The sequence below is a fragment of the Actinomadura physcomitrii genome (assembly GCF_008923205.2).
In the GTDB taxonomy this organism is placed as follows: domain Bacteria; phylum Actinomycetota; class Actinomycetes; order Streptosporangiales; family Streptosporangiaceae; genus Spirillospora; species Spirillospora physcomitrii.
This window is the reverse complement of record NZ_WBMS02000066.1, coordinates 23,653-39,067: the sequence shown is the minus strand read 5'-3', so window position 1 is coordinate 39,067 and position 15,415 is coordinate 23,653. Positions and strand designations below refer to the sequence as shown.

The following is a 15,415-nucleotide window of genomic DNA, read 5'->3' as shown; positions in this document are numbered from 1 at the left end:
AGCCGGACAGCCCGCTCCCGAAGCTCTTGAGGGTACTTGCGTGGTGCCGCCATCGCGGTCATTCTCCTCCCTGCCAGCCAAGATCATGACTGGCTTGAAGGACTTCACCGAACCCGGTACAGCTCACCTCTACACCATCGTCATCGCCCGGCTTCGCTGGAACACCCGCACCCGCGACTACATCGCCCGCCGACAGACCGAAGGCAAAACCCGCCGCGAAGCCATCCGGTGCCTCAAACGCTACGTCGCCCGCGAGATCTACCAGATCATCACCACTCCAAGCCTCCAGACCAACACCCTGTCCTCCGCGGCTTGACATCCATAGGGGCATCAAACTCGCCCGCAACTACCGGGCAGCAATCGTCCTGGCCACCGCCCTGCTCTGGATCAACACATGATCCACCGGACACGACCTAGCGATCCTTCCCGGCCTGCTCCTGAGCGGGCTGGGCCAAGGCATGGCCTTCACCACCACGTTCATCACCGGAACCCGCGACCTGCCCGAGGACGGCAACGGCACCGGCAGCGCACTGATCACCACTGCGCAGTACACCGGCGGCTCGATCGGCCTCGCCCCGCCAGGCCGTGAGACACCCTCTAAGTCTTGAACCGCGACGTTGTTGACGTAGTGGTGTTGTTGACGCAGCAATGTGTTTTTGGCTGATGGGTGGTCGACCTCTAAGCGCGGCGTGACGTCGACGATAAGTGTGCAGCCGATCATCCTTTTCCTTGCTTCGCTGCACATATATAACTGTGCCTTGAATTTTTCATGCGCCCTGGGCATTTTTCCTTCCTGTCGAGTCGAGGGGCCGGGCGAACTGCAGGCTGGATGGGCGCGAAAGGATCGATCGCGTGCAGATAGAGAACGGTTACGACAGTCGTCGGTGGCCGCAAGACGCACCGATTTGCCGCAGCGGGTCACCTTTACGTTCGGACCCCGATAGAGCGGCACGCCCGTGTCTTGGGCAAGGCGAAACGGAATTATCTGGTGATGGTCATTAGTGGCATCAACGCTTAAGGCTCTTTTTTTGTCGCCCTGAAGGCGTGACGTATTTATCTATCTGCATACCCCTTCTGGGTCCTGGAATGACGACCACAGGCGACGACGTACCCATAGGAAGTGGCCGAGACAGAATGGAGTGAGAGTGATGGCATCTTCGGACGACACCTACAGTTCATATGAGACGTATTTCAGGACCAGGAAGTATGCGCAGCGCTACCCAAGGCCCAATCGTCTGGCGTTCGCGCGTGTGCTGCGCATGGTCGCGCCTGGCGCGGTCTTGACCGACATCGGTGCCGGCGACGGCCGTTACGCTATCCCGCTGGCCGAGAAGGGCTACACCGTCATCGCGGTGGAACGATCCGACGCGGCACGCGCCCAGATAGCAGATACCGCCCTCAGGCTGGGGTTGAAGGGAAAGGTCCATTGCTTCAAGGAACTTGAAGACGTGGATGCAGAACTGGCCGCTGAAAGCGAACTCTCACTGCTGTTCTTCGGAGTTCTCGGACACATGACGTTCAAGGAGCGGGAGGCCGCGCTTAAAACCATCCAGGCGATGTCGAGCGGCCAGGCCAACGTGATCGGCTCGGTACCGAACACCTTTCGGCGGTACAGGAGCGAGCGGGTCAACGCCAAGATCGAGGACTTCGGCAGCGCTCCACGGTTCATTTACACGCACGAACTCGACGGCGCCACCCATGGATTCGCCTATACCGCCTACTCGCCGAAGCAGTTGCGTGAAGAATTCACACTGCACGGCTGGGAGTGTGTGGAGATCAAGACGGAGTCGGTACTGAGCGAACGAAAAGTCACCCGAAACCCTGTCATCGGAGTGACGGACGCGCTTGTCTCCCGACTGACCCCGAGCCGCTTCTCCCACGCCATCTTCTTCCATATCCGCTCACCAGCGTAGGCCCTTAAATGGGCCGTCCACGATCCCGGTCGCGGCTCAGCCCGTGCCGGCGCGCATTCGAACCCCGGCCCCCTCTGGCGGGTCCCATGACCAGCCCCCTCCCCCCGGCAACTCGCATGAATGAGGAAATCCAATTTTTACCGTAGCTGCGAATCTGGCCGCTCACGAGACCGTTACTCAACGGATGCGGGGCGGGCTCGCGACGCTTCCGCTGGCATTCGGCGAGAGCGGGCTGCCCGTGCATCCGGCCCTCAGGTCCGAACTCGCCGCCGCGTCCAGCCTCAATGCCTACGGGGCGGTCAACGGTGAGTGCGAACTCCGCGAGGCCGCAGCCGGATACTTCCAACGCCGCGGAATCGCGGCCGACTCTGATCAGATCGTCTGCGGCCCCGGCAGCAAGCCTCTGCTGTTCGCCGTGATGCTCGCACTCGGCGGCGATATCGTCCTCCCACGCCCGAGCTGGGTCAGCTACGCCGTCCAGGCCGAGATGGGAGGAGTCCGTCCGATGTTCGCGGCGACCCGCCCCGGCGAAGGCGGAGTGCCCGATCCCGAGGAGCTGACGGCGCAGGTCACACAAGCCCGCAGACAGGGACGCGACGTGCGATCGGTGATCGTGACGATCCCCGACAACCCGACCAGCACGCTGGCGCTGCCCGAAACCGTGGAAAGTCTGTGCCGGACGGCCCGCGATCTCGACCTGACCATCATCTCCGACGAGATCTACCGCGATCTCGTCTTCGACGACGACCACGACTTCCCCAGCCCCTCCCGATACGCCCCCGAACGCACAGTGATCACAACGGGACTGAGCAAGAACCTCGCACTCGGAGGCTGGCGGATCGGAGTCGCCTGGGTCCCGGATCCGGAACTCCGGCAGCGACTGCTCGCCGTCGCTAGCAACATCTGGACCGCTCCGTCCGGCCCCATCCAACGGGCCGCCGCATACGCGTTCCGAGAACCCCCCGAAATCACCCAACACGTAGCGGCCTCCCGCCGGCTGCACGAGGCCGTCGTCACGGCGATGGCCGCCCGCCTTACCGAAGCGGGCATTCCCGCACCAGCCCCCAAGGCCGCGTTCTACCTCTATCCCGACTTCGAACCCCTGCGCCCAGCCCTCCAGGCCAAGACCTCCGCGGACCTCACCCGCCTGCTCATTGAACAACACGGTGTCGCCGTCGTATCCGGCAGCGCCTTCGGCGATCAGCCCCAAGAACTCAAAGTCCGCATCGCGACGAGCCTGCTCTACGGCCAAGACGACACACAAAGAGAGACGGCTCTCATCAGTCCGGAACCCACCCGCCTCCCCTGGATCGCCGCGGCCCTCGACCGCACCACACAAGTGCTCGCCAGCCTGGCCGCCGACTCCTGAAACGGCGACCAGACGATTTCATCCGCCCTCCATGCGCGCGCAGCGGCCCGTAGCGATGATCCCCCGAACGAAAGTGTGAAATGAGTTTGGAGTTGACGCAGGGGATCGGGCCGGTAGCGATCGGCGTCGAGGAAGAATTCCACATCGTCGATCTGGAGTCCCGTCGGCTCGTCCCGCAGGCCGACAGTCTGCTCTCCCAGTTGTCCTGTGAACAGTTCGTCGCCGAGTTGCAGTGTTCGATGGTAGAGGCCAACAGCCGCCCGCATGCCCGGCTCGTCGACCTTGCCGGCGACCTTGCGGCGCTGCGGCGCAGCGCCGTCGCGGCGGCCGACGGGCTCGGCTTGGGTATCGTCGCGGCCGGCACCGTTCCCGTTGCGGACCTGGAGTCGCTCAAGGTGACCCCGAATCCTCGGTATCAGGACATGCTCGACGACTACCAGATGCTCGTCCGTGAGCAGCTGATCTGCGGCACCCAGGTGCATGTCGACATCGGCGACCGCGATCTGGCGATCATCGTCGGCCGCCGCATCGCACCATGGTTGCCGGCGCTGCTCGCGCTGTCGGCCAGTTCCCCGTTCTGGCTGGGCCTGGACACCGGATACGCCAGCTACCGCACGATGCTTTGGTCACGCTGGCCGACCACAGGGCCGCTCGGCGCGTTCACAGGCGCCGCCGAGTACGGCGCGATGATCGAGGATCTGGTCCGGACCGGAACCATCAGCGACCCCGGGATGATCTACCACGACGTCCGCCCGTCGGCGCACCTGCCCACCCTGGAACTGCGGATCACCGACGCCTGCCCCCGGCTGGAGGACGTCGTCCTGCTCGCGGGCCTGTTCCGCGCGATCGTCGGGGGCGAGATCGACGCGGTGACCGAGGGCCGGCCGGCGCCGCATGTCCGTACCGAAGTGGTCCGGGCGGCGACCTGGCGAGCCGCCCGCTCCGGTCTGGAAGGCGAACTGGTCGACCCCCTCGACGGCACACTGGTGCCGGCTCCGCAACTCCTGCAGGGGCTGCTGGAACGTTACCGGGAGCGGCTGGAGGCGGCAGGCGACTGGGACCTGGTGGCCGAGCTGGCCCAAGCGGCCCTGGCACACGGCAGCTCGGCCGCCCGCCAACGTCAAGCTTTCGCGCGCGGCGGCCCGCCGGACGTGGTGGACACACTGATCACCGAAACACGCACCAACATCGGCTGACTGCCAAGCGCGGCATGAACCGCAGCCACCGGCACACCCGATAGCTAGAGGTGCCCTGGATCGAGTGCCGCCGAAGCAGGACGGCACTCGCCCGGGGGCGCGGCCGTCCTCGGAGGGCGAAACGGCGTACCACGGCCGGTGTCGCCCGCCACATGATCCTGGACCTGGCCCTCGCGCTGTCGGAGGACCGGCGCCGGGACATCGTCCGCAAGACCAAGGACGGCCTGGAAGCGGCTCGCCGCCGCGGCCGGGTCGGCCTCCCACTCTCGAAGCTGTCCCCAGGGCCAAAGTGGATCGATCGCCGCAGGTCATGGACGGTACGCGTGGCCCGGCTGCTGGCCGGGTTTCGGTCCGGGCGCCGGGGGATAAGTCGGGCGGCGGCGCCGTCGCCGCCGGATAACCGCGCGGCCGCGCCTCATCCGAGGTCGGATCGATGAAACCCGCGCAGGTCAGGGGCGTGCGGCGGTTGCCAGGGCGATACCTGCGGGCCGGTCGGGTTCAGACGTTATGTCGGGTCGCCCGTCACGGTCCGCCACTTTGGGGCTGGGGACAGCTTCGGGAGCGGGACGCCTTCCACAGACGCCGCAACGTGGTCGAACGCTGCATCGGCCGCCTCAAGCAATGGCGCGGCATCGCCACCCGGTTCGACAAGCTCGCCCGCAACTACAGAGCGGCAATCGTCCTAGTCACAGCACTGCTCTGGATCAACGCATGATCCACCGGACACGTCCTAGGAGCGCTAGATCTAAAACTGCCGGGGTTGCGTCCACGGAGGTGGTGTATGAGTTTGACCTGGTCAGAGGGCGTGGCGTCGTGACGTGAGACGGCCATCGCGTGATCCTTCGAATCGACCAAGATCAGAAGGAGAAGAAACGCGATGGCCGTGGACAACAGTGTGGACCCTGGAGGCTGGTTGGCCGAGCAGATCGGGGCGTGTGAGCCCGATGTGTTGCGGTCGATGGTCCAGACGATGGCCGAGGCGCTCATGTCGGCCGAGGCCGACGCGGTCTGCGGCGCCGACTACGGACAGCGGTCCGGTGGACGGGTCAACCGCCGCAACGGCTACCGGGTCCGGGACTGGGACACCCGCGCCGGCACCGTGGAGCTGGCCATTCCCAAGCTGCGGTCGGGGTCCTATTTTCCCGAGTGGCTGCTGGAGCGGCGCCGCCGGGCCGAGCAGGCCCTGGTCTCGGTGGTGGCCACCTCCTATCTCCTGGGAGTGTCGACGCGGCGGGTGGACAAGCTGGTGGAACAGATGGGCATCAAGGGCATCTCCAAAAGCCAGGTCAGTGAGATGTCCAAGGTGCTGGACGCCCAAGTGCAGGCGTTCCGCAACCGGCCGTTGGAGGGCGGTCCGTATGCGTTCGTGTGGGTGGACGCCCTGACCCAGAAGGTCCGGGAGGGCGGCCGGATCGTGAATGTGCACGTGCTGGTGGCAACCGGCGTGAACGCCGACGGGCACCGCGAGATCCTCGGTGTCGAGGTCACCTCGGCCGAGGACGGCGCCGGGTGGCTGGCGTTCCTGCGCGGCCTGGTCGCCCGCGGCCTGTCGGGCGTCCAACTGGTGATCTCCGACGCTCACGCCGGTCTGGTCGAGGCGATCGGGTCGACGCTGCCGGGCGCGTCCTGGCAGCGGTGCCGCACCCATTACCTGCGCAACCTGCTCACTCGCGTGCCCAAGTCGGCGCAGCCGTGGGTGGCCACGCTGGTGCGCACCATCTTCGACCAGCCCGCCGCCGAAGAAGTGGCCGCTCAGCACGCCCGAGTGGTCGCCTCGCTGGAGGCCAAGCACCCCGATGCCGTCGAGCACCTGGACCAGGCAAGACCCGACCTGCTGGCCTTCACCGCCTTCCCACGCCAGATCTGGCGGCAGATCTGGTCCAACAACCCGCAGGAACGCCTGAACAAGGAGATCCGCCGACGCACCGACGTGGTCGGGATCTTCCCCGACCGTGCCGCGATCGTCCGCCTGGTCGGCGCCGTCCTGATGGAGCAGACCGATGAATGGACCGAGGCCCGCCGCTACATGGGCCTGGAATTTCTCGCCAAAGCCCGCCTGCGCGTCATCGACGGCACCACACCCGACCCCGCGATCGACCAGCAAGAACTCACCGCTTAACCTGCAGAAACAGGATCACGCGGAGATCAACTCATACACCACTCCGCTGGACGTGACCACTGCCGGAGGTTGTTGACACCTGGGGTCTCCGATCACTACGGAGATCTCTCATGCCCCCTTCGCCCCCAAAGCAACTCGACCGCCAGGCGCAACGACGCCTGGCGGTGCTCCACCACGCCGAGGAGGTCACCGGGAACGTCTCGCGGACGTGCCGGTACTACGGGCATCAGCCGCAATTGCTTCGACAAGTGGCTACGTCGCTACCAGGAAGAAGGCATCGACGGACTGCGCGACCGCTCCAGCCGTCCGCACCACAGCCTCAACGCCACCCACACCGACATCGTGAACAAGATCGCCTACCTACGGCAGCACTACCACTTCGGCCCGCTGAAGATCCAGATGTGTCTCCAGCGGTACCACGACATCGAGATCGCCAGCTCGGCGATCTACCGCATCCTCAAACGGCTGGGCATGAACCGCCTGCCGGCCTCCCAACGCTACCAACGCCGCGCTAAGCGCTACCAGCGTTACGAAAAGCAGCTACCCCGCAGCCGCGTTCATCTCGACGTCAAGTGCATTGAACCGATCGGCCGTCCCACCGGCGCCGACCCAGACCGGACCAAGGTCCCGGTCACCTGGCCGGCACCCACAATGAGGCGGCGGGCCAAGTACTACTACCGCCATCCAGTTCCTGGACTACGTCCTGGAGCGCCTGCCGTTCCGCGTCGAGGTAACGCCGGATGGTGTCCAAACGGGTATGGCCGAGTAGCTCGGCGCCGACGATGTCGGCGCCCGCGCGCAGCAGGTTGGTGGCGAGGGTATGCCGCAGGATGTGGGCGGACAGGGCGAGGGCGCCCCGTCGTCGCGGATGTCGGCGTCGTCGGCGAGTTCGTCGATGGTCTGGGTCGACGGCCCGGGGCGACAGACGGCCGCCGCGGCGGTTGAAAACCAGAGCGGGTTTGCTGGCCGCGCCGGGCCAAGCGACGCGCACGGTGCGCCATTCAGTGACCGCGGCGCGGGCCGTGCCGTCCAGGAGCAGGATCTCGCGGGACGTCTCGCCCTTGCCGGACCGGACGATGACCTGCCCTTCCGGGCGGAGAGCGGACGTCGTCGTCCAGGGCGGCGAGCTCGGCGATCCGGACACCGGAGTAAAACAGCAGCCGGCCGATGGCGCGGTCGCGGGCCATCGGGCGGCGTTCAACGGCGCGCAGGTTCCGCTTCTGCTGGCGGGCGTCCACGGCGCGAGGGGCGTGCTTGGGGCGTCGTCGCGGCGGACCACGGCGGGAACGAGTCTGAGCTGGGTGAAGAAGCGGTCCAGGGCGGTGAGGTGGGCGTTGACGGTGTTAGAAGCCCGGTGCAAGACGGTCTTCATGTGGGTCTTGTAGTCGCGGACGGCGAAGTCGCCGTCGCGGGCGTCGGTGAGCGGGTCGTCGTCCAGACCGCTGGTCTCCAACCAGGCTCGGAGGGTCCGCACCCGGGAGTCGTAGGCGCGGCGAGTGTAGCCATCCAGCGGCGCCCGCTTTAGCGCCGCGGCGTAGTCGGCGTGGACGGTGCCGAACGCCTTCGGTACCCGCTTGATACCGCCGCGCCACATGACCTCCGCAATATCAGAAGCTCGGATCCGATCGTGACCTTCTGGCGCGTCCGTATCGCGTCGGAACTGTTCGCCTGGTGGGTGGTCAGGTGCCCCAGAAGGGGCCGGTGAGTCCGACGGAGCGCAGATAGTCCGCGGCGGCGGCGGGTTCACGGCGGATGTAGCCGTGGTCGAGGCGGCCCTCGTACCAGCGTGAGGCGAGCCGCCACAGAGTGGGCAGGTCAAGGACGTAGCCGGGTGCGTTGCCTGTTCGTTTCAGCCAGGCGTCTACGCAGGGTTGCGAGCAGAAGATGCGCTGGTGTCCGCAGGTGTGGACGACATCGTCCCACATGTGGGCGGCGGGGACGAGGAAGTGCGCCACCTGGTCTCCGGGCGGAGGGGTTTGTCGGGTGACATCCCAGACGTGCGGGGTGTCGCAGGCCGGGCAGCGTGTGGCCACCAGTGCGGGGTCGGCGTCGTCGAGCAAGTGGGGGAGGGCGAAGGAGTCCCATGCGCAGCCGCCCCACCAGAGAGTGGTCGCTCCCATGACAGAGAATCCGAGAGGCACCGCTGAGAACGGATGGGCCATGGTGATCGAGCCGCGTGCGTCCAGAGCCAGGTGGCGGGCGGCTGCCAACGCGCGCAGGCCTTCGTCCACCTGTGATCGTGGCGCATCCAGCTCTCGCATGAGGTCCTCCGCGCTCGGTGCACGCCCCGTACCCGCGAAGATCCGGTACACCGTGACCCGGAGCTGTTCGACGTCCATACCGACCAGCTTGTCACACGGGAGGTGAGGGAATCTCGGCAGGGAGTTGGGCCGCTCCCTCGTCCTGACGGGCTTTCCATGAGCTGTTGTCGCCGATGACCTGTTGATGCGGCACGTGGCGATGTGACGAATGAGGAGAGGGCGCTGATCGAGCCATGGTTGCCAAGGCAAGCAGAGCACGGGTCGCCCTCAGACTTCTCTGCGGGCGGGTGTGCCAGCAGGCGCCTACGTCGACGCTCCACCACAGAGCCGGACGCCAATCACGGGGTGGACACGTCGGTGATGTCCAGGCGGCGGTCGGTGCGGAGCTGGATCTCCCGTAGGGCGCTGGAGAGGCCCCTGATCGGTGTCGGTGATCGACACGCTGTGGCTGGAGACGGATGGTGCGCTCAGGGGCGGGCCAGGGCTCCTGGCCGATGCGCCCACCGTATGTGTTCGTAAACGGGTCGTCGGCCGAGAGGGCGGCGCTGGAGTCGACCAGGACATGCGCGGTCGCAGAGTAATGGCCCGTGCCAGGGGCGAGCGCGGCTACGTCGATCGCTGCGTGGTCGACGCCGAAGCGATCGTGAGGTGCACGACAACATCCTTTGCGTGCGCGGGGCCCGCAAAGGGCGGTCGTGATGTCATAGAGCGAGCCAGGGCTCTTCTTCATCCGAGGTGGTCGGGTCGGTAGTGGCCGGACGGCTCGTCATGCTCGCGGACCATTGCCTCCAAAGCCTGTCTGCCCCTGGCGATGTCGTCACGGTCATCACGTTTCCACCATGGGGTGAGCCACATCTCGGCGGGACGAGTCGTGCCTGCGATGACGCTGCGCGACCGAAGGGCATGGTCCGAAGCTCCTCGGGTTCCAGCGCACGCTTTCCATTGAGGGTCTTTCATCCTCGGGTGGGCTCGTAGTTCTGCAGGACCGCGATGGCCTGACCAAGCGGCCGGGTTTGCAGGGGCTGCAGCGCAGGATTCGCCAAGTCTTGAGCTGCGCGTTCGCGCGTTCACCTGGCCAGCGGAGCTTCGCGTGGGACCGATTGGCCTGCTTTTTGGGAGTCGGGTTTGTTCTTGCTGTTGTATTGCGTTACCACTACCTGGGCGTCGGCTCTCTGGTAGCCCTTGTCGGCGAGGGTGAGGATCCCGGCCTTGTCCAGCTCGCGCAGGATGCCCTAGATCCGGGCCGCGGCCAGGTCATGGGTCTTGCCAGGCATCGCCCCCGGGGTCCATAGGATCGTCCCGTCGGGCCCTGAGATGACCTGCACGTTCATGCCATGCATGCGGTGCTTGGCCGAATAGCAGGGCCGGTCGGCCTTCGCCCGGTCGGTGCGGATGAGGGTGCCGTCGAGGACGAGGTGGTGCAGCCCGTCCTCGCGCGCCTGGCGCAGCGCTGGGGCCAGCTTCGGCGACCGGGCCGCCAGCAGCACGACAGCGAGCCGTTTTCATCCTGGGCGGGCTGGTCACAAGGTGGATGCGGTCAAGCGGATGTGATCGCCAAAGAGTGAAGCTCCCGGTGGATGCGGAGTCAACCAAGACTCGACCGCACCACCAGGAGCTTCAGTGCTGTTTCATCAGTGAGACTGGGGATGTCGGGAACGCCTGCTGCTGTGGACGAGGTTGCAGGGGCAGGAGGTGCTCTCCGGTGAGACTTCCCCCGAGACGATGAGGACGCGCATGGCGGAGTTCAAGAAGCCCAAGAGGCGACGGATCATGGGCGGGGTCGGTACTCATGCCGATACCCACCATGCCGCGGTCGTATTGATGAATGGACGTCGGGTGGCAGATCGGGAGTTCCCTGCGACCCGGGTCGGATACCCCGACCTGCTGGATTGGATGCGGTCTTTCGGCCGACTACAAGCGGTAGGGGTGGAGGGTACCGGTGCCTATGGTGCTGCCCTGGCTCGCCACCTGGCCGGCGAGAAAGTCCGGGTGGTCGAGGTCAACCGCCCTGACCGGCGCCAGCGCAGGGCCAAGGGGAAGTCTGATCCGCTGGACTCCTACGCTGCTGCCGAGGCCGTCCTGGCCGACAAGGCCCGCGCCATCCCGAAAACCGGGACCGGTGTCACGGAGTCGATCCGCGTGCTGCACCTGGTCAGAGCTGGAGCTGTGAAGGCTCGCACCGCTTACATCAACGAGTTGCAAGCCCTGCTCGTCACGGCCCCCGCCGAACTGCGCGAGCAGTTGGCCGGCCTCAAGGGTGCCCGGCTCGCCGACGCCTGCTTCCGGTTGCGGCCCTCAGCCGACCTGGCCGACCCCGCCCAGAGCGCCAAGGCCGCGTTGCGGCACCTCGCCACCCGGCACCGGACCGTCACCACAGAGATCGACACTGCCTACGTCCAGTTGAAAACGTTGATCGAGCAGGCCCGCCCCGATCTGCTGGCCATCCGCGGTGTCGGGGTCGAGACGGCCGCGCAGCTGTTGACCACCTGCGGCGACAACCCCGACCGGTTGCGCTCGGAGGGGTCACTCGCGGCTCTGTGCGGGGTGTCACAGCGGCAAGACCAGACGCCACCGGCTCAACCACAGCGGTGACCGCCAGGCCAACCGAGCCCATTACATCATCGTGCTTTCACGCATGTCCAACGACCCGGCAACCCGCGCATACGTGCAGCGCAGAACCACCGAAGGGCTCTCCAAGAGAGAGATCATCCGCTGCCTGAAACGATACGTCGCCCGCCAGATCTACAAGAGCATCACACAGTCGCAGGTATCCGCCAACAACGCCACAGCAGCGGCTTGACAAGGCATAGAAGCATCGCACTGCGCTGGATCTGTCGTCAACGTCCCGCAGATACGTGGTCGGCCTCGTCCGCGATCACCGCCGCCGGATCGGTTCGCGCTACCGAGCGCTGTCGGCTGAACGCCACGCCCTGCTGGTTCTGGTGCACCTGCGCCGCAACGAGACCTTCCCGGCCCTGGCCGCAGCGTTCGGCGTGGGTCTGGCGACCGCTCACCGCTACGTCACCGAAGTGGTCGAGCTGCTCGCCGCGCTGGCGCCGGACCTGCGTGCGGCGATGCGCATCGCGGCGCGCAAGGCGTTGGTGATCCGGGACGGCACGCTGGTGCCGATCGACCGGCTCTCGGGCACCGATGACCGGCGCTTCTACTCCGGTAAGCACGCCGGCACGGCGGGAACGTCCCATTCCTCACCGACCCGGACGGCCGGCTGATCTGGGCTGCCCGGCTCCACCCACGACCTGGCCGCCGCCCGCGTCCACGGCATTGTCGACGCGCTCACCAAGTGGGCGATCGCGTGCTACGCCGACAAGGGTTACCTCAGCGCCCCGCGGTGCAATCGGTACGCTCTACCGCCGCCGCAAAGGCCGCAAGCTCGGCAGGCGCAGGAAGCTGTTCAACCGGCACCATGCCAGAGTCCGGGCACTGGGCGAGCAGGGCGCCGCCGCTCTCAAACGCTGGCACGTCCTGCGCTGTGCGCGATGCTCACCAGCCCGGCTGACCGCCATCGTCCAGGCGATTCTCGCCCCGCACAATCACGCCAACTGAAGTTGGAAAGCACTCAGTGATCCGCTATATCTACCGGATGCGTTCCTTTTCGTGGTCAGTTGTGCGGCGCCAACGCTGGATCGCGGTGCTCGCCCCGGTCGCTGTGCTGGGGCTGACCGGGTGTGGGACGAGCGATCCCCATGCAAGAGGCCTCGCCCCCTCCGCCACTGAATCCAACAAGGCAGAAGCCTGGGAAGCCGCCCGTTTCGCCAAGTTGACACTCCCGGCTGATGCCCACGACTTCCAGGTCTACAACCAAAGTCGGATGGACCGGCTGGTACTGCTGAGGTTCCGCATCGACCGTTCCGCCCGACAGCGTTTTCTGCAAGGCAGCAACCTGCCCGAACCCAAGCCTGACCTGTCTGCAATCCAACTCGGCCTCGGCGACAAACTGGGCTGGCACCTGGATGAGCTCCCACACCTTGAAGGCATCCGTGACCCCATCGACCCTGAACAAGAAACACCCGAGCGCCAAGTGGTCATCGACACATCCAGTCCCAGCATCCTGACCGTCTACGTCGCGGCATTCAACGCCTAGCCTCGACCTTTCATGAGGTCGAGGCTCCGCAAGCGCAAGGTCGACACCGAATGGATCCACCCGCCGGTCGGTGACGCAGCGGAGATCCTTGTCGGGCCGACTACCGCGTATCGACCCGTTCCTTCGCGTCCGCCTGAGCAGGATGCTCAGAGCTTGGTAAGCCTGGTGCGCAGGGCCTTGGTGAGGCGGTGGACGTCGGTCTCGGTGGTGCGCCAGTTGCTGAAGGCGGCGCGGAGTGCGGGGACTCCGGCGTAGGTGGTGGGGGTGAGGAACGCTTCGTCCTTCAACTCGTCGGCGAGATCGGCGAGGCGCTCGGCGGTCGGGTTTTCGGCCAGCGTGAAGCAGACGACGTTCAGGCGGACCGGCGCCAGGAGACGCAGCCCGGGCATCGCCTCGATGGCCTCGCCGAGCGCCTGAGCGCAGGCGATGTTCCGCTGGACGATCTCGCGGTGCCCGTCCCTGCCATAGGCGCGCAGCGTGAACCAGGCGGCGAGGGCACGCCAACGCCGGGAGTTCTCCGGCGTGAGGTCGACGAAGTCGGGGATCTCGCCCAGCGGGCCCAGGTAGGCGGCGGCGTTCCGGAACACTCGCAGCTGGAGGTCCGGGCGGCGGGTGAACTGCACGGCGCTGCTGTAGGGGACGTTCATCCATTTGTGCAGGTCGATGCAGATGGAGTCGGCGGCGTCCAGCCCGGCGACCAGGTCGGCGTGGTCCGGTGACAGGGCCGTGAAGCCGCCGAAGGCGGCGTCGACGTGGAGCCAGAAGTCGTGACGTTCCCGCAGCGCGGCGATGGCGCGCAGATCGTCGAAGTCGACGGTGTTGACCGTGCCGGCGTTGGCGACCACCACGCAGGGACCGTCGACCTGCGTTAGCGCCCCCCCAGGGCGGCGGGGTCGACCGCCTCACGACCCTGAAGAAAGGGCACCTGAACCAACGCGGTGCGGCCGAGGCCGAGCATGGACAGGCCCTTGGCGATACTCGAATGCGAACTCCCCGACAGGACGCGTACTCGTCCCAGAGCCGCCACGCCGTCCTGCGCAACATTGACCCCTCGGCGTTCGCCCAGCCATTCGCGGGCGATGGCCAGTCCGACCGTATTGGACATGGTCGCGCCGCTGACGAACGCCCCCTGATACGCGGTGTCGAGACCGAACAGGTCGCGCAGCCAGCCGATCGTCCGGCGTTCGAGCTCCGGTGCCGCGTCGTCGAGCGCCGACGCGGGGTTCTGGTCGGCGGCCGCGGTCAGCCAGTCGCCCGCCAGTGCGGCAGGCGTGACGCCGCCCGTGACGAAGCCCAGATAGCGGGGACCCGCGCTGGCCGACAGCAGTGGCGCCCACGTCTCAGTGAGCCTTTTTCAACGTGCGTTGAGCTCGCGGTTCTGGAGGACGTGGATGGCCTTGGCCAGGTGACCGGCGCGGTGGGGGCAGCAGCGTAGCTTGGACAGGATGTTCCAGCTTTTGAGTTGGGCGTTGGCTCGTTCGCCCGGTCCGCGGAGTCTGGCGTGGGAGCGGTTGGCGTCCTTGCAGGGCTCGGGCTTGTTCTTGCCCTTGTAGGGCGTCTTGACGTGGGAGCCGGCTCTGGCGTAGCCCTTGTCTGCCAGCACCAAGAGCCCGGATGCGGCCAGTTCGCGGACCAGGCCCCAGAGCCGGCGGCCTTGAGGTCGTGGACGGAGCCGGGCAGCGGTCCCGACACCCACACGATGGTTCCATTCGGTGAGGCGATGACCTGCAAGTTCATGCCGTGCTTCTTGTGTTTGCCCGAGTAGAAGGGCCGGTCGGCCTTCACCCGGTCGATCGGGATGAGCGTGCCGTCCAGGACCAGGTAGAGCAGTCCGTCCTTCTTGGCCTTGGCCAGCGCCCGGGGGAGCTTGGGTGACCGGGCCGACAGCAGTGTCACCGTCTCGTTGACGTAGCGCCAGGCGGTGGTGGTTCCAACCCCGAACCCGGCGCCGAGCCGCGCGAAGGTCTCCCCGTTCTTCAGGTACGCCAGCGTCATCAGCGCCTGCATCCCCGCTGGTAGGGCACGGCCCTTGCTGCCGGCCTGCTTGCGATGCCGACCGACGACACCGGTCACGTACTGCAGGGTCCGAGGCGACAACGGCAGCGAAGAACGATAGAAAAGCATGTGAAGTCCCTGGTGGGGGCGGAGGGTTGTGAGAGATCACCCGTCCTACCAGGGCTTCTTCATGTTTCGGGGCCTGCCACGCCGCCCGCGATCACGCCGTGACTACCCACCCACAGACGTGGTGGAAAGGGCTCAGTGAACTCGGCGAGTGCCCCCGCGAGCCCGGCCCCCTCCTCGGGGAGCGGCTCCGGGTCGGGCAGGCGCAATGGCGGCACTACCGGCTGGTCAGGCAGGCGATCGAGAATCTCGGTCGCGCGCAGGCGAGTCGCCTCCAGCAGATCCGGCAGTGCCGCGAGATCGGTGGCGAGGCGTGGGTGCATGGGAGGGCTCC

At 66.6% G+C, this 15,415-nt stretch carries 13 protein-coding genes and 6 pseudogenes; 12 read left to right on the top strand and 7 right to left on the bottom strand.

Annotated elements, in window-relative coordinates; all coding sequences use genetic code 11:
* The 8 genes and pseudogenes from F8568_RS44170 to F8568_RS51375 all read left to right on the top strand — a co-directional run.
* Positions 1-316 (top strand): annotated as a pseudogene (locus F8568_RS44170) (hypothetical protein); the annotation flags it as partial.
* 142 nt (positions 317-458) lie between these two features.
* Positions 459-608 (top strand): hypothetical protein, encoded by a 150-nt coding sequence (locus F8568_RS44165; protein WP_160573997.1) that lies wholly within the window; start codon positions 459-461, stop codon positions 606-608.
* Between the two features lie 540 nt (positions 609-1,148).
* Positions 1,149-1,913, top strand: a complete 765-nt coding sequence (locus tag F8568_RS44160) for a class I SAM-dependent methyltransferase (RefSeq protein ID WP_151600123.1) — start codon at positions 1,149-1,151, stop codon at positions 1,911-1,913.
* 184 nt (positions 1,914-2,097) lie between these two features.
* Positions 2,098-3,282 carry a pyridoxal phosphate-dependent aminotransferase gene (locus tag F8568_RS44155; RefSeq protein WP_151600122.1) on the top strand — a complete coding sequence of 395 codons (1,185 nt, stop codon included), beginning with the start codon at positions 2,098-2,100 and terminating at the stop codon, positions 3,280-3,282.
* Between the two features lie 92 nt (positions 3,283-3,374).
* Positions 3,375-4,478, top strand: a complete 1,104-nt coding sequence (locus F8568_RS44150) for a carboxylate-amine ligase (RefSeq protein WP_236010092.1) — start codon at positions 3,375-3,377, stop codon at positions 4,476-4,478.
* 559 nt (positions 4,479-5,037) lie between these two features.
* A pseudogene (locus F8568_RS49215) lies at positions 5,038-5,193 on the top strand (IS5/IS1182 family transposase); the annotation flags it as partial.
* 162 nt (positions 5,194-5,355) lie between these two features.
* Positions 5,356-6,597, top strand: a complete 1,242-nt coding sequence (locus F8568_RS44140; protein WP_151600119.1) for an IS256 family transposase — start codon at positions 5,356-5,358, stop codon at positions 6,595-6,597.
* Positions 6,598-6,666: 69 nt separating this feature from the next.
* Positions 6,667-7,044: pseudogene (locus F8568_RS51375) on the top strand (leucine zipper domain-containing protein); the annotation flags it as partial.
* Positions 7,045-7,228: 184 nt separating this feature from the next.
* On the opposite strand, the gene F8568_RS47435 reads toward F8568_RS51375, so the two are convergent.
* The 3 genes and pseudogenes from F8568_RS47435 to F8568_RS49210 all read right to left on the bottom strand — a co-directional run.
* The gene (locus F8568_RS47435; protein ID WP_202126080.1) at positions 7,229-8,191 is read right to left on the bottom strand and encodes a tyrosine-type recombinase/integrase; all 963 of its coding nucleotides are present in this window, start codon (positions 8,189-8,191) and stop codon (positions 7,229-7,231) included.
* 85 nt (positions 8,192-8,276) lie between these two features.
* Positions 8,277-8,936, bottom strand: coding sequence for an organomercurial lyase (merB, locus tag F8568_RS44130; protein ID WP_151600118.1), 660 nt, complete (start codon positions 8,934-8,936; stop codon positions 8,277-8,279).
* Positions 8,937-9,811: 875 nt separating this feature from the next.
* Positions 9,812-10,348, bottom strand: a pseudogene (locus tag F8568_RS49210) (transposase family protein); the annotation flags it as partial.
* A 244-nt stretch (positions 10,349-10,592) separates the two neighbouring features.
* On the opposite strand from F8568_RS49210, the gene F8568_RS44120 reads away from it, so the two are divergent.
* The 4 genes and pseudogenes from F8568_RS44120 (at position 10,593) to F8568_RS44110 (ending at position 12,960) form a co-directional block, all read left to right on the top strand.
* A complete protein-coding gene (locus F8568_RS44120) occupies positions 10,593-11,450 on the top strand; it encodes an IS110 family transposase (protein WP_202126079.1) in 858 nt (285 codons plus the stop codon).
* Positions 11,451-11,493: 43 nt separating this feature from the next.
* Positions 11,494-11,658 (top strand): hypothetical protein, encoded by a 165-nt coding sequence (locus F8568_RS47430; protein WP_202126078.1) that lies wholly within the window; start codon positions 11,494-11,496, stop codon positions 11,656-11,658.
* Between the two features lie 25 nt (positions 11,659-11,683).
* Positions 11,684-12,422: pseudogene (locus F8568_RS44115) on the top strand (transposase family protein).
* 16 nt (positions 12,423-12,438) lie between these two features.
* Positions 12,439-12,960 (top strand): hypothetical protein, encoded by a 522-nt coding sequence (locus tag F8568_RS44110; RefSeq protein WP_151600116.1) that lies wholly within the window; start codon positions 12,439-12,441, stop codon positions 12,958-12,960.
* A 146-nt stretch (positions 12,961-13,106) separates the two neighbouring features.
* On the opposite strand, the gene F8568_RS49205 is transcribed toward F8568_RS44110, so the two are convergent.
* The 4 genes and pseudogenes from F8568_RS49205 to F8568_RS44095 all read right to left on the bottom strand — a co-directional run bounded on the left by F8568_RS49205 (position 13,107) and on the right by F8568_RS44095 (position 15,404).
* Positions 13,107-13,808: a pyridoxal phosphate-dependent decarboxylase family protein gene (locus F8568_RS49205; RefSeq protein ID WP_328601310.1), complete on the bottom strand. Its 702-nt coding sequence runs from the start codon at positions 13,806-13,808 to the stop codon at positions 13,107-13,109.
* Between the two features lie 20 nt (positions 13,809-13,828).
* Entirely contained in the window at positions 13,829-14,065 is a 237-nt protein-coding gene (locus tag F8568_RS49200; protein WP_236010091.1) for a hypothetical protein, read from the bottom strand.
* A 249-nt stretch (positions 14,066-14,314) separates the two neighbouring features.
* Positions 14,315-15,084 (bottom strand): annotated as a pseudogene (locus tag F8568_RS44100) (transposase family protein).
* Between the two features lie 59 nt (positions 15,085-15,143).
* Positions 15,144-15,404, bottom strand: coding sequence for a hypothetical protein (locus F8568_RS44095; protein ID WP_151600115.1), 261 nt, complete (start codon positions 15,402-15,404; stop codon positions 15,144-15,146).
* Positions 15,405-15,415: the final 11 nt, after the last annotated feature.

What these genes read in the sequence shown, in the direction of transcription:
- F8568_RS44140 (WP_151600119.1), top strand. Translation starts at nt 5,356, where the DNA reads ATGGCCGTGGACAACAGTGTGGACCCTGGAGGCTGGTTGGCCGAGCAG.
- F8568_RS49200 (WP_236010091.1), bottom strand. Translation starts at nt 14,065, where the DNA reads ATGTCCAATACGGTCGGACTGGCCATCGCCCGCGAATGGCTGGGCGAA.
- F8568_RS44160 (WP_151600123.1), top strand. Translation starts at nt 1,149, where the DNA reads ATGGCATCTTCGGACGACACCTACAGTTCATATGAGACGTATTTCAGG.
- F8568_RS44120 (WP_202126079.1), top strand. Translation starts at nt 10,593, where the DNA reads ATGGCGGAGTTCAAGAAGCCCAAGAGGCGACGGATCATGGGCGGGGTC.
- F8568_RS47435 (WP_202126080.1), bottom strand. Translation starts at nt 8,191, where the DNA reads ATGTGGCGCGGCGGTATCAAGCGGGTACCGAAGGCGTTCGGCACCGTC.
- F8568_RS44095 (WP_151600115.1), bottom strand. Translation starts at nt 15,404, where the DNA reads ATGCACCCACGCCTCGCCACCGATCTCGCGGCACTGCCGGATCTGCTG.
- merB (WP_151600118.1), bottom strand. Translation starts at nt 8,936, where the DNA reads ATGGACGTCGAACAGCTCCGGGTCACGGTGTACCGGATCTTCGCGGGT.
- F8568_RS44165 (WP_160573997.1), top strand. Translation starts at nt 459, where the DNA reads ATGGCCTTCACCACCACGTTCATCACCGGAACCCGCGACCTGCCCGAG.
- F8568_RS47430 (WP_202126078.1), top strand. Translation starts at nt 11,494, where the DNA reads ATGTCCAACGACCCGGCAACCCGCGCATACGTGCAGCGCAGAACCACC.
- F8568_RS44155 (WP_151600122.1), top strand. Translation starts at nt 2,098, where the DNA reads ATGCGGGGCGGGCTCGCGACGCTTCCGCTGGCATTCGGCGAGAGCGGG.